Source organism: Streptomyces sp. NPDC048291 (genome assembly GCF_043201715.1).
Taxonomy (GTDB): Bacteria; Actinomycetota; Actinomycetes; order Streptomycetales; family Streptomycetaceae; genus Streptomyces.
The window spans coordinates 401,573-414,491 of record NZ_JBICZC010000012.1 but is presented as its reverse complement, the minus strand read 5'-3'; the positions used below and the strand labels follow the sequence as shown (position 1 = coordinate 414,491).

Genomic DNA, 12,919 nt, shown 5'->3' with positions numbered 1-12,919 from the left:
GCCTGGCTTTCGCGCCCGGGGTCCAGGTGGCCCATGAGGTCTGCGCCGCGCATTCGGCAATGCATGCCGCAGGCCGTATGCGCCCTCAACGCCGCCCCCCTGCCTCGTCGGCTGTGGCCCTCCCCGCGGGCCTGCGGATCACTCTGTGGGGCGCGGGGCGCGCAGGTGGGCCCGCTGCTCCAGTTCCTCGTCGTCGACCAGCGTGAGCATCGGCTGGCCCGGGGCGCACATCATGAACACGATGTACTTGGCCGGCACCTCCGAGGAGGCGTTGCCGTTCTGGTAGTGGATCACCTCGCCTCCCGGCTCCCAGAACGTGTCGCCGGCCTTGATCACCCGTTCCGGCTCGCCTTCGAGCTCCCACCGGACCGCACCTTCGATGACGTAGCCGAAACACGGCCCCGAGTGGCGGTGCGGAGGTGTCCCGGGGTCCCCGGGCGGCCACTCGACGAGGACGGTCATGCCCGAAGCGCCCTCGGGAACGAAGGGCGGCTTGACGTCCGCCAGCATCCTGGGGCCGAACGTCGCCCCGTCGTCCTGTCCGGCGCGCTCGGTCGCGGAGTCCTGTGCCGACACTGCTGCACCTCCGTAGGCCCGCCCGGAACGGATGGTCCGGTGCTCCTTGTCCCAGGAACCACCCTGCATCGTGCCGGCGGCCCTCACAAACCAGGAGCCCGCGGCATGGCGAACCCCCCACCAGGGCAAGGACCCGCGGCCCGCGGCGACACCGGAGTCCGCGGCCGTCGCGGAGACGAGCACGGGTCGCTCCTCGGGCATGGGCGGCATTCCGGGGCGGCCCGGTTGTGCCAGGGTGCTCCCGAGGCGGTGCATTCCCACGTCGATGTCGTGGTCGCGGGTCCCGACGAGTCCGTCGGTGTACAGGCCGAGGGTGAGGCTTCCTTCGGGCAGTTCCAACTCCGCGGCCTCGAAGGGGACGCCCGGCCCCATGCTCAGCGGGATTCCGGTGGGGAGGTCGGGGAAGGCGACCCGCCCCTGCGGGTCGACCGCGTGAAGAGAGGTGGCGCCCACGGCCGGGGAGTACTGCTCCGGAAGTCGGCATCGTCCTCGGCCAGCCGCTGGACCGTAGCGTCGCGGTGGGTCAGCGGTTGGCATCGAAACCCGCGGGCTCACGTCGAGCCGGTGCCCGTCCCTGTGCCGTACCGTCGTCGTGCCAGACCAGCCGCGCTGGGCCCGGCATCGGTCGGTCTGTGCTGGTCATCGAATCGTCGTCCTCGGACAGGTGGCGGCGAGGCAGGCACCTGTGGGACGCCGTGCCGGGGAACCGTTCTCGATTCCGGTCTCGGACCTGAGCGCGAATGCACGCCTACTTGTCCCTTTTCGGACCGTTGACCGGACGTGGCTTTGCGCTGTGACAGGGGCCACTGCCGCGGCGGCTCTCCCGCGCGGGGCCGGCCGGTGCGGACGTACGGTGCTGGTATGTGCGCCATGCGGGAAGACGGCGCGGTACCGCCCTACGGGCCTCGTGGGTCCTCAGCCGCCTCCGGGCCGACACGCCGGGCGGAGCTGGACCGGCTGCTGGAGTTCGCCGTGCACGACACGGGGGTGCTCGCGGGTGCGGTCTTCCTGCTGGCGTCCGACGGGCGGACGCTGCGGCTGGAGGTGACCGCGGGGCTGCCGGCGGAGTATCTGACGCCCTGGTCCCGGGTGGCGCTGTCGAGCCCTGTCGCGGTGGCGGAGGCGCTCCGCCTGCGACGGCTGGTCTGGCTGAGCGACCCCGAGGAGTTCGCCCGGCGCTACCCGCGTACGGCGATCGCGCTTCGCTACCACTGCGCGGCAGCCGCGGCACCGATCGTCACCGGCACCACGGCCTGGGGCACGCTGCTGCTCCTGTGGCCCGGGTCCGACACCGGCGGCGTCGGTCCGGGACCCGACCGGGTCGCCGCCGCCTGTCGCAGCCTGGGGCGGTTCCTGCGCGACGCCGCCGGTACCGGCCACGCCGTGCGTCCGGGGCCGGCACCGCGCACGCTGCCGCAGCCGCCGGCCCGCGGCCGGGATCCGGCCTCGGCGCTGGCCGCGGCGGACCTCGTCGAACGGCTGCCGGACGGCAACTGCGCGCTCGACCTGGAGGGCACCCTCACCTACGTCAGCGCCACCGCCGCGACTCTGCTGGGCGGCGGCGTCCCCGAGCTGACCGGCACACGTCCCTGGCAGTCCCTGCCCTGGATCGCCGGCTCGCCCATCGAGGACTGCTTCCGCGGCGCCATGCTCAGTCGCACGCCCGCCTCCTTCACCGTCCGGCGTCCGCCGGACCAGTGGCTCGCCTTCGAGCTCTACCCCGACGGATCCGGGGTGAGCGTCCGCATCTCGCCGACCGGCCCGGGCCCGGCCCCACCGGCCGGGCCCGCACGGACGGGGACGTTCCCGGGCGAGCCGGTCCCCCTGGGCGAGGTCTACCAGGTGCTCCACCTGGCCGCCGCCCTCTCGGAAGCCGTGGGCGTGTCCGACGTGGTCGATCTGATCACCGAAGAGATGCTGCCTGCCTTCGGCGCCCGGACCGTGGCCCTGCTCGCGGAGGAGGACGGCAGAATGCGGGTCATCGGCCGTCGCGGATACGGCCCCCAGCTCCTGGAACTCTTCGACGGAGCACCGCTGACCTGCCTGGCGCCCCCGGTCCGGGTCCTCACCACCGGCCGGCCCAGCTTCTTCGCCACGTTCGAGGAACTGTCCCGCGCCTACCCGCCCGCCGTGCGTCAGGAGGGCCTGCACGCCTGGGTCTTTCTGCCGCTGATCACCTCCGGGCGCCCGGTGGGCTCGTGCGTGTTCGCCTTCGACCGACCTCACACCTTCTCCGAGCAGGAACGGGTCGTCTTCACCGCGCTCGCGGGCCTCGTCGCACAGGCACTGGAACGGGCCCGCCTGTACGACGCCAGCAAGGAACTCGCACAGACCCTGCAAGCCGCCCTGCTCCCCGACTCGCTGCCCGACGTCCCGGGTCTGGACGCGGCCGCCCGCTACCTGCCCGCCGCCCGCGGCATGGACATCGGCGGCGACTTCTACGATCTGGTCCGGGTCGACGACACCACCGCGGCCGCGTTCATCGGCGACGTCCAGGGCCACAACGTCACCGCCGCCGCGCTCATGGGCCGGATCCGCCCCTTCCTCCGCTCCTACGCCGCCACCGGAACCACGCCTGCGCAGGCCCTCACGCACACCAACCGCCAGCTCGTCGACCTGGACCAGGGCCGCTTCGTCAGCTGTCTCTACGCGCACCTCGACCTCGCACGCCGCCGGGCCGTCCTGTCCACCGCCGGGCATCCCCCGCCGATCCTGCGCCATCCCGACGGACACGCCGAGGTCCTTTCCCTGCCGCCGGGGCTGCTCCTCGGCATCGACCCCGACACGGACTATCCGGCCACCGAGATCCCGCTGACGCCCGGCACCGTCCTCGCCCTGTACACCGACGGGCTCGTCGAGACCCCCGGGGTCGACCTGGACGACGCCATGGCCGGGCTCGCCGACCAGCTCGCCCGGGCCCGGTTCCAGCCGGCGGACCGGCTCGCCACAGCCCTGATCGACCACGCACGGCGCACCGCCCCCATGACGGACGACATCGCCCTGCTGCTCATCGGGCTCACCAGCACCGGCCAGGACGGGTCATACGGGCGACCGGCAGTTCACGACCCCCGCGCGACCGCTCCGGCGGCCGGGGACAACGAGAAGGAGGCGGGCTCATGACCGGGACACCCCGCAGGGTGGCGCTGGTGACGGGCGCCAGCAGCGGAATCGGGGCGACCACCGCGCGGCTCCTCGCCGCACGGGGGATGGGCGTGGTGGTCGACTACCTCAGCAGCGCCAAAGCGGCCGAGGAGGTCGTGGCCGGCATCGAGGCCGACGGCGGCCTGGCCATGGCCGTCCAGGCCGACGTGCGCGAGGCGGCGGCGGTCGAGGACATGGTCGACCAGGTCCGGGCCTCGTGGGGCGGCATCGACGTACTCGTGCACAACGCGCTCATCCCGTACGCGGTCAAGTCGTTCCAGGACATGACGTGGGAGGAGCTGGGCGGCAAGCTGGACGCCGAGATGCACGCGGCGTTCACGGTCACCAAGGCCGTCCTGCCCCACATGACCGAGCAGGGCTGGGGACGCATCGTCTACCTCGGTACCGGCCTCAGCCGCCGCCCCCGGGCGGGCATGGTCGCACTGGGGACGGCCAAGGCCGCGCTGGAGGGGTTGGCCCGCTATCTCGCCCAGGAACTGGGACCGCACGGAATCACGGTCAACGTGGTCGCGCCCGGTGCGGTGGAGGACACCCGGATGGCCGGCGTGATCGACGACGCGGTCAAGCAGCGGCAGGTGGCCGCCACCCCGCTGGGCCGTCTGGCACACCCGGCCGACGTCGCCCAGGCGATCGCCTTCTACGCGGGTGAGGACAACTCCTTCATGACCGGCACCACCGCCGCGGTCAACGGCGGAATGGCGATGTACTGACGCACCCGCCGTCCGCCGCGCACGGCGCACCGCCCTCCCGGACCGCACGACCGAGGAAGTCCGTCATGCACACCATCGATCTCGCCTACGTCGGACGCGGCCTGCACGAGGAACTGGCCGCCTATGTCGCCGACCAGCAGGACTACTACGCCGACGAGGGAGTCCACGTCGCACTGCACGACGGCTGCGCCTGGGACGAGGAGCGGCTGCGCCGCTGCGCCACCATCGGGCTCGGCAGGGCACTGCTGTCACGACTGACCGGCGGGACTCCCTGGGTCGCCCTCAGCGTCAACACGCACCGTCCGCTGTTCTGGTTCCTCGCCCGCCCCGGCCCGGCCTCCCTGGCCGATCTGGCCGGCCGGCGGCTGGCCGTGCACGCCCCACGCACCGCACCCGGGTGCTTCGCCCGGATCGTGCTGCGCCGGGCCGGTCTCGATCCCGACCGCGACCTGCACGCCGTCGTGCGGGCGCCCGGCGACTACGGCCTGGACCTGCGCGGGCTGCGCGACGGCAGCATCGACGCCGCCTACGTGGGCAGCACCATGGCGCCGGAGGCGGTGGCCGCCGAGCACGGCTGGCGGCTCCTGGCCTGGGTCGGCGACCACTTCCGGATCCCCACGGTGGGCGTGGCCGTGGACCCCACCCACATCGCGCCCGACGACCCCGCGGTCCAGGCCGTCGTACGGGCGCACCGCCGTGCCCTCCAGGTGATCCACGACGACCCCGACACCGCGGTGCGGTACATCCGGACGTTCCTGGGCGGACAGACCGCGGCGGAGGCCCGAGCACACTACGAGACGTTCATCGCGCCGTACTTCACCGACGACGGCCAGGCCGACCTCGGGGTCGGCGAGAGCGCGATCACGGCGGTCGCCGCCGAACTCGGCGTGCCCGCCTCCGTCACCGCGGCCGAGATGTACCGCACCGCGGCGGTCGAGCCCGGCTGAGGAAGCCGGGGACTGTGGCTCACCCGTCAACCGGCGCAAGGCCGGGGGCAGGTGCGCGGCGGGCACCGGAGTCCAGGAACGCGGCGATCTTGCCGGGGTTGAACACCCACATCACCCTGCGGATGCCTTCCCTCGAAGCGGCGACCGTCAGGAGCGTGGTGGGGGATCCGTCGCGGTAGATCATCACGCCCGTACGGCCGTTGGCCTGTACCGGTCGCAGGTCCGTGCCCTGCCAGAAGCGCCGTGTGGCGGTGGCCAGGTTGGCCACCCGCGCACGGCCCACCACGGGTACCCGGGCGGCGCCCCGGAGACCGTTGCCGTCGGACAGGCTGACGATGTCGGGGGCGAGGACGGCTTCCAACGAGGCCACGTCGCCGGTGCGAGCCGCCGAGACGAAGGCGTCCAGCAGGCGCCGGTGCTCGACCGCGTCCACACTGGCGCGTGGCTCGCCCGCCAGGCGCTTGCGCGAACGGCTCACGATCTGGCGGACGTTGATGACGCTGAGCTGCAGGATCTCGGCGATCTCCGGGTAGGAGTAGTCGAACGCCTCGCGCAGGACGTACGCGGCCCGCTCGGTGGGGCTCAGCTTCTCCAGCACGAGCAGCAGGGCCAGCTCCAGAGCCTCCGCCCGCTGCGCACCCACCTCCGGGTCACAGCTGGTGTCGACGGGCTCGGGCAGCCACGGCCCGATGTAGGTCTCCCGACGCACCCGCGCCGACTGCGCCACGTTGATGGCCAGGCGGGTCGTCGCGCTGGACAGGAAGGCCACGGGACTCACCACCACGGAGCGGTCGGTCTTCTGCCAACGCAGCCACACCTCCTGCACCACGTCCTCGGCCTCGGCCACACTGCCGAGCACACGGTAGGCGATCCCGAAGAGGCGCGCCCGGTACTGCACGAAGGCAGACACAGCCTCGTCAAGGTCACTCGTCGTAGGGGGCGACTTGAGATACATGATCCTTTGGTCCTCGTTCCTCCGGATACGGCAGTCGCGTGACGGGATGCCGGGCACGGGTGGTGCGGGGGGGAGGGGGAAGCGGCAACGGAAAGTCACGGATGCCGTGGGCTGCCGTCGGAGCAACGGCGGGCGGGCGGAGACAGCGTCGTCGCGGGGCCCGGCCCCTCGGCTCGCATCGGGAGTCTGTTCAAGCAGTGCGGGCGTTCTTCGCCGACAAGGTCAGACTGGGCCGTGGCGACATGCGGACGCATCGCATGATCTGGTGATGTGCCCGCCGTTCCCGGCCACTGGTCGACGGTTCAGGTCAACGACTGCAGGAGCACGGCGAAACAGAGGGCCATGGCCATGCTGACCAGGATCATCGCGGTGAGCGTTCCGCGCAGCCAGCGCGTGAGGCGGACGCGGTGCCGCTGCTGCACCTCGTTGACATGTGTCGCGATGTGTTCCGTCACCATGCTTGCGACATATGTCTGTTCCCTGAGGTACCAGCTCTCGATGTCCGCCTTCTGCTCCCGGGTCAGCCCCGGCACCCGTGTGGTGAAGACCGTGACGCGCCGCCGTGCCGCTTGCACATGGGCGTGCCGGTACAAGAAGGACTCGATGTCGGTCAGGCCGCGCGCGGCCTCCTTGCCGGTGTTCATGGCGCGCTCCACGGTCATGCGGCCGTGCGGCCACTCGTCGGGCTCTCGTCGGGACGCCGCGGATCGCCGCTCGTGACGAACGCGTCCCGCGGATGCTGGACGGAGGCGAGGGAGACGAGATCCCGGCCGAAGACCGCGGCCGTGAGCCAGACCGTGAGGACGCGGATCTTGCGCTCCCACGAGGGCACGGCCAGGACGTGGTAGCCCCGGTGCATCAGCCAGGCGGGGAGCCCCTTGATGACGATCCCCTTGTACTGGAAGATGCCCCGTCCCAGCCCGAGCGTGGCCACCACCCCCAGACTGCTGTGCCGGTAGTTCTTGACGCGTCCACCGCGCAGGTCGGCCACGATGTTCTTCGCGAGGCGTCTGCCCTGCCGTACGGCGTGCTGGGCGTTCGGCACCGTGTGGGCCCCCGGCACCGCGGAAGCCAGGTCGGGCACGGCCGCGTCGTCCCCGGCCGCCCATGCGTCCGGGACGGGTTCGCCGCCGCCCACGCGCAGGTCGGGGCGGACCACGACCAGGCCCCGTTCGTCGACCGGGAGATCCGAGTGGTTATGCACGACCGGATTGGAGGCGTTGCCGGCGGTCCACACGACCAGCGCGGAATCGAACTCCTCCCCGTCGGAGAGCACCACACGGCCGCCTGCGAGGGAGCGGATCTGTGTGTCGAGGTGAACGTGCGCGCCACGGCGCTCCAGAGAGCGCACCACCCAGGCGCCCGGCTTGTCCCCCACCTCGGGCAGGATGCGGCCCCGGGCCTCGACCAGATGGAAGGAGAGTTCGTCGCCGCTCAGTTCCGGATACGACTTGAGCATCGCCGTAGCGAGCGACAGCAGTTCCCCGAAGCCCTCGACTCCGGAGAATCCGCCGCCCACGAAGGTGACGGTCAGCAGCCGTCGCCGCTCGGCGCCGGGAGGCAGGGAGGCCGCCTGGTCGAACGCGGTCATCAGCCGGTCGCGGATGGCCACCGCCTCTTCGACGTGCTTGAGACCGATCGCGTGCCGGGCGAGACCCGGGATGGGGAAAGTGCGGGTCACGGCACCGGCGGTCACGACGAGGGTGTCGTAGCGCAGTTCGTACTCCGCTCCGTCGGTGGGCCGTACCGTGACCGTCCGGTCCGCGTGACGGATCCCGGTCACGGTTCCCGCGATCAGCCGGGCGCGGCGCAGGTGCCGCCGCAGTGACACCGCGGCATGCCGGGCCTCGACCGATCCGGCCGTCACCTCCGGCAGGAACGGCTGGTACGTCATGTAGGGGCGGGGGTCGACAACCGTGACCCGTGCCTCGACCGCACTGAGCCTCTTCTCCAGGCCCCATGCGGCGTAGAAGCCTGCGTAGCCGCCACCGACGATCAGAATTTCACGCATCAGACCCTCTGTTCGTTGTTCGACACCCCCTATAGACAAGGCAGGGCCTGAAGGTGTGACACGGCGGTCTCACGTCCTCGCGGCGTGCACGGGAACCCGGCACCGGCACCGGCACCCCGTCCCGGCCCACGCGCCCACAGGTGTTTGACAGCGCCGCAGGACATCCACCATGCTTCCATTAATTCATTAGTACAAGCATGGTGGAACCGAGGAAGGGCGACGTGATCGACTACCGGATCGACCGTGGCAGCGGCGTACCGGCCTATGTACAGATCGTCGAGCAGACCGAACGGGCGCTCCGGATGGGATTCCTCAAGGTCGGGGACAAGCTGCCCACGGCCAAGGAGGTGGTGGCGGCGACCGCGATCAACCCCAACACCGTACTGCGGGCCTACCGTGATCTGGAGCAGGCCGGCCTGGTCGAACTGCGCCGCGGCCTCGGAACCTTCGTGACGCGATCACTCGCCCGGCCCGGCGCGGGGGACGACTCGCCGCTGCGCCGGGAGATCACCGACTGGGTGGCACGGGCCCGCGCCGAAGGCCTGGAACGGGCCGACGTCCTCGCCATGGTCACAGCGGCCCTGGACACCCATGACAACGAACACGACAGCCACCCCCCGGGCGACCGGGAACGCAGGAAGGAGGACGCATGACCGGGCCTGACGCGCCGGCCGCGGTGCGCGCCACGGGACTCGGATTCCGGCACCGAAGGCGGGGCGACTGGGCCCTGCGGGACTGCGAGTTCACCGTACCCGGCGGCCGGATAACCGCCCTCGTCGGACGCAACGGCGCCGGCAAGAGCACCCTGCTGCACCTGGCCGGCGGCCTCCTGCGAGCCGACTCCGGGGACCTGCGGGTACTGGGTGCCGCGCCCGGCACCGCCGAGGCCCGCACGGGGGTCGCCCTGCTCACCCAGGACAAGCCGCTCTACCCCCGTCTCACCGTGGCGGACACCCTGCTGATGGGCGAGAAGCTGAACTTCTCGTGGGACCGGACGGCCGCCGAGCGGATCGTCCACGAGGGCGGCATCCCGCTCCACGCCCGCGTCGGCGAGCTCTCGCCCGGCCGGCGCACCCGCGTCGCGCTCGCCCTGGCCCTCGGCAAGCGGCCCGAACTCCTGCTGCTCGACGAGCCGTTGGCCGACCTCGACCCCGTGGCACGAGGCGAGATCATGGCGGAGCTGATGGCCGAGGCCGTCGAGCGCGGCACGAGCATCGTGCTCTCCTCGCACGTCCTGCCCGAACTGGAGGAGACCTGCGACTGGGTGCTGATGCTGCGCGACGGCCGCGCCGAGCTGAGCGAGGACGCCGAGGCGCTGCGCGAGAGCCACGCCGTACTGACCGGCCCCGCCGACCGGGCCGACGCCCTGGCCGCACCGCACACCGTCGTACACCGCCGTACCACCGGCAGACAGCTCACCGCCCTGGTGCGGCAACGCGGGCCACTGCGCGGCGACTGGCACGCGACACGGCCCCGGCTGGAGGACATCCTGATCGGCTATCTCCAGGCCGAGCAGAGGCCCGGCCGGCCCGCCCCCACCGGCGAGCGGACGGAGGCGGCGGCGTGAGAGGCTCCCTCTGGCTCGCCTGGCGCCAGCAGCGCGTCGCGGTCGGCATCGGCGCGGCCGCCCTGGCCCTCACCGCGGTGATCGCCGCGTACTACCGCTCGGGCATGCTGGACGCCCTGCACAGCGGGCTGTTCGACCACTGCGCGACCGGGCCGCTGTACTGCACGCGGTCCGACACCGGCCTGCCGCTCCTGCTCGACGTCGAGCCGCTGAAGTACCTCGGGGCGCTGAACATCGTCCTGCCCGTCGTCATCGGCGTCTTCTGGGGCGCCCCGCTGCTGGGCCGCGACCGGGAACTGGGCACACATCGCCTGGTCCTCGCCCAGGGCCTGAGCCGAGGTCAGTGGTTCGCCTCCCGGTTCGCCCTGGCGGTGGCGGCCACGACCGTCCTCTCCGGCCTGCTCGCGGGCGTGTTCGCCTGGTGGTGGCGGCCGGCCGCAGACCGCAGCTACGGCCTGTTCTGGTACGACACCACGGCCCTGAGCGGCTCCGGCCCCCGCGTCGTCGCGGCCGCCCTGTTCGGCCTGGCAGCAGGCACCCTGCTGGGCGTGCTGGCCCGCCGGGTCCAGGCGGCGATGGGCCTGACCCTGCTGGTGACGGGGATGACGGCCCTCCTGCTGGAGTGGACGCACTGGACCCGGCTCCTGGTGCCGCCGCACACCTACGTCAGCGCCGGCAGCATCCCCAAGGCGCCGATGGGCGAGAAGTGGTCGACCGGCGACTACGGCCTGATCACGGCCTCCGGCCGCCACGACTCCGTGCTCAACTGCGCCTACCCGTCGGGGGCCCAGCTCAAGGAGTGCATGACGGCACACAGGTACGTGGCCCGCTTCTACGAGGCCAAACGGGTGGCCGACCACGCCTCCGTACCCCCCGGCGAGGGCCGGCCCTCCTGGGCCGTCTGCGCGGTCGTGCTCACTCTCTGCCTCGGGCTGCTGGCCCTCGCCGGCATCGGCCCCCTCGCCGGACTGCCATGGCGCTGGCCGGTCACCGCCGGGGCGCTCACCTACCCCTTCTACCTCGTCCACCAGAGCCTCGGAATCCCCCTGGCCAAGGGCCTGGTCCGAGCGTTCCCGGAGCTGGGGCCACTGCCCGCGACGGCGCTCTCCGTCAGCTGCATGCTGGCGCTCTCCCTGCTGGTCCACAGGCTGGTGGAGCGTCGGCTGGGACACCGCCTGAGACATCGCCTGACCCTCGACATGCGGTCGCCGGACCGCTCCGCGCGGCCGGCCCTCACCCGCACGAGGTAACCCGCAACTCCACCCGAGAAAGGGCTCGTATGCTCTTCAACACACGTACCAGACGGTCGCGCATACTCATCGCCGCCGCGACGGCGGCGGCGGCCGTCGTGGCCGTCGCCGTGACTCTGGCCCTGACGGTGACGACCTACGATCACACCTCGCCGCGTGCCGCCCGGGCCAAGGCATCGGGAACGGTGGCCGGAGACGTCGACTGCCGCAAGGCGAAGTGCGTTGCCCTCAGCTTCGACGGCGGCCCCAGCCCGACGACTCCCAAGCTGCTGGACATCCTCAAGCAGCGGCATCTGCACGCCACGTTCTTCGTGCAGGGCAAGGGACACATCTCGAAGTACCCCGACATCCTGCGCCGGATCGCGGACGAGGGCGACGAAATCGGCAACCACACCTGGAACCACCGGCGGCTGACCGACCTCGACGAGGACGACGCCCGTCAGGAGCTGAGCCGGACACAGGAGGCCATCGAGAAGATCACCGGCATCAGGCCCGTCCTGATGCGTCCGCCGGAGGGCCGCACCAACCGCAAGGTGGCCAAGGTGTGCCGGGAGCTGGGGCTGGCGCAGGTGCTGTGGAGCGTCACCGCCAAGGACTACGAGACGACCGACTCCGCCCTGATCACCGAGCGGGTGCTCGACCAGACCCACCGCGACGGCATCATCCTGCTGCACGACCTGCACAAGGGGACCGTGCCCGCCGTCCCCGGGATTCTCAACGCGCTCAAGGAGCGTGGCTACACCGTCGTCACGGTGTCGCAACTGCTCGCCCCGGCCAAGCCCCAGCCCGGGATGGTCTACCGGCCCTGAGGCTCCTCGACGACGGCCCCCGGTCCCACCCCTTGTCGCTCTCCCCGGCAGGAACCTAGACTCCATGAGTGAACTGAAGTTGGTTCAGTTCTGGACCCGCCGCGGGCGGCGGAAGGGAGCGGGCGATGGATGGTTCCCTCTTGGACAGGGTCGCTCTCGTCACCGGCGCGGGCCGGGGCATCGGCCGGGCCGTCGCGGTGGAGCTGGCCCGGCAGGGCGCCTCGGCCGTGGCCGTCGCCGACCTCGACGGGAGGGCCGTCGGCGAGACCGCCGCGCTGGTGCGTGCCGAGGGGGCGAAGGCCGAGGCGATCGTGTGCGATCTGCGGGTGCGTGACGACATCGAGGCCATGGTGGCGCGGTGCGCCGACCGCTTCGGCGGCCTCGACGTGCTGGTCAACAACGCCGGCGTGATCGACACCGCGTTCACGACCGGCCAGGACCACGGTGTCGCCTCGCTCCCCGAGGAGGTCTGGGACACCGTCTACGAGGTCAATCTCAAGGCCGTCTGGCTGACGACCAAGTTCGCGGCGCCCCATCTGCGACGCTCCGCCCGCGGTCCGGCCATCGTCAACACCGCCTCCGTCTCGGGCCTGGTCGGGTTCCCCAACTGCCCCGCGTACGGCGTCACCAAGGCCGGTGTCATCCATCTGACCAAGGTCACCGCGGTCGACCTGGCACCGGTGCGCTGCAACTGCCTCTGCCCCGGCGTCATCGACACGCGGCTGACGCAGGACCACTTCGCCGCGGCCGGGGATCGCGAGGCGACGGAACGGGCCCTGCTGGCCCCGCAGTTGGTGGACCGGCTGGGGCGGCCGGAGGAGGTGGCCCGGCTCGCCTGCTTCCTGGCCTCGGACAGCGCGGCGTTCATCACGGGCGCCGCCCATGTGATCGACGGCGGCGCGCTGGCCTGGCGTGGCGTCAAGGGCTGAACC

12 protein-coding genes and 1 pseudogene are annotated in these 12,919 nt (G+C 71.9%); 8 read left to right on the top strand and 5 right to left on the bottom strand.

The window, feature by feature from the left end; all coding sequences use genetic code 11:
- Positions 1-138 precede the first annotated feature (138 nt).
- Positions 139-510 carry a cupin domain-containing protein gene (locus ACGF5O_RS32450; protein ID WP_393813500.1) on the bottom strand — a complete coding sequence of 124 codons (372 nt, stop codon included), beginning with the start codon at positions 508-510 and terminating at the stop codon, positions 139-141.
- A 354-nt stretch (positions 511-864) separates the two neighbouring features.
- Positions 865-1,113: pseudogene (locus tag ACGF5O_RS32445) on the bottom strand (SpoIIE family protein phosphatase); the annotation flags it as partial.
- A gap of 324 nt (positions 1,114-1,437) precedes the next feature.
- On the opposite strand from ACGF5O_RS32445, the gene ACGF5O_RS32440 reads away from it, so the two are divergent.
- The 3 genes from ACGF5O_RS32440 (at position 1,438) to ACGF5O_RS32430 (ending at position 5,395) form a co-directional block, all read left to right on the top strand.
- On the top strand, positions 1,438-3,696 hold the full coding sequence (locus tag ACGF5O_RS32440; RefSeq protein WP_393813447.1) for a SpoIIE family protein phosphatase: 2,259 nt from the start codon (positions 1,438-1,440) through the stop codon (positions 3,694-3,696).
- Entirely contained in the window at positions 3,693-4,448 is a 756-nt protein-coding gene (locus ACGF5O_RS32435) for an SDR family NAD(P)-dependent oxidoreductase (protein WP_393813446.1), read from the top strand. The genes ACGF5O_RS32440 and ACGF5O_RS32435 overlap by 4 nt, the downstream gene beginning before the upstream one ends.
- 65 nt (positions 4,449-4,513) lie before the next feature.
- Positions 4,514-5,395 (top strand): ABC transporter substrate-binding protein, encoded by an 882-nt coding sequence (locus ACGF5O_RS32430; RefSeq protein WP_393813445.1) that lies wholly within the window; start codon positions 4,514-4,516, stop codon positions 5,393-5,395.
- Between the two features lie 19 nt (positions 5,396-5,414).
- Here the strand turns inward: ACGF5O_RS32430 and ACGF5O_RS32425 are convergent, their stop codons facing one another.
- The 3 genes from ACGF5O_RS32425 to ACGF5O_RS32415 form a co-directional block, all read right to left on the bottom strand.
- Positions 5,415-6,350, bottom strand: coding sequence for an RNA polymerase sigma-70 factor (locus tag ACGF5O_RS32425; RefSeq protein ID WP_393813444.1), 936 nt, complete (start codon positions 6,348-6,350; stop codon positions 5,415-5,417).
- A 302-nt stretch (positions 6,351-6,652) separates the two neighbouring features.
- On the bottom strand, positions 6,653-6,994 hold the full coding sequence (locus ACGF5O_RS32420; RefSeq protein WP_393813443.1) for a hypothetical protein: 342 nt from the start codon (positions 6,992-6,994) through the stop codon (positions 6,653-6,655).
- Between the two features lie 14 nt (positions 6,995-7,008).
- Complete coding sequence (locus tag ACGF5O_RS32415) at positions 7,009-8,361, bottom strand: NAD(P)/FAD-dependent oxidoreductase (RefSeq protein WP_393813442.1); 1,353 nt, start codon at positions 8,359-8,361, stop codon at positions 7,009-7,011.
- A gap of 197 nt (positions 8,362-8,558) precedes the next feature.
- Here ACGF5O_RS32415 and ACGF5O_RS32410 point away from each other — a divergent pair, with 197 nt between their 5' ends.
- From ACGF5O_RS32410 to ACGF5O_RS32390, 5 genes are all read left to right on the top strand, one after another.
- Complete coding sequence (locus ACGF5O_RS32410) at positions 8,559-9,014, top strand: GntR family transcriptional regulator (protein WP_393813441.1); 456 nt, start codon at positions 8,559-8,561, stop codon at positions 9,012-9,014.
- Positions 9,011-9,928 carry an ATP-binding cassette domain-containing protein gene (locus ACGF5O_RS32405; protein ID WP_393813440.1) on the top strand — a complete coding sequence of 306 codons (918 nt, stop codon included), beginning with the start codon at positions 9,011-9,013 and terminating at the stop codon, positions 9,926-9,928. The genes ACGF5O_RS32410 and ACGF5O_RS32405 overlap by 4 nt, the downstream gene beginning before the upstream one ends.
- A complete protein-coding gene (locus ACGF5O_RS32400; RefSeq protein ID WP_393813439.1) occupies positions 9,925-11,178 on the top strand; it encodes a hypothetical protein in 1,254 nt (417 codons plus the stop codon). The genes ACGF5O_RS32405 and ACGF5O_RS32400 overlap by 4 nt, the downstream gene beginning before the upstream one ends.
- A gap of 29 nt (positions 11,179-11,207) precedes the next feature.
- Positions 11,208-11,987 carry a polysaccharide deacetylase family protein gene (locus ACGF5O_RS32395; RefSeq protein WP_393813438.1) on the top strand — a complete coding sequence of 260 codons (780 nt, stop codon included), beginning with the start codon at positions 11,208-11,210 and terminating at the stop codon, positions 11,985-11,987.
- A 125-nt stretch (positions 11,988-12,112) separates the two neighbouring features.
- Positions 12,113-12,916: an SDR family NAD(P)-dependent oxidoreductase gene (locus ACGF5O_RS32390; protein ID WP_393813437.1), complete on the top strand. Its 804-nt coding sequence runs from the start codon at positions 12,113-12,115 to the stop codon at positions 12,914-12,916.
- The last annotated feature ends 3 nt before the right edge of the window (positions 12,917-12,919 follow it).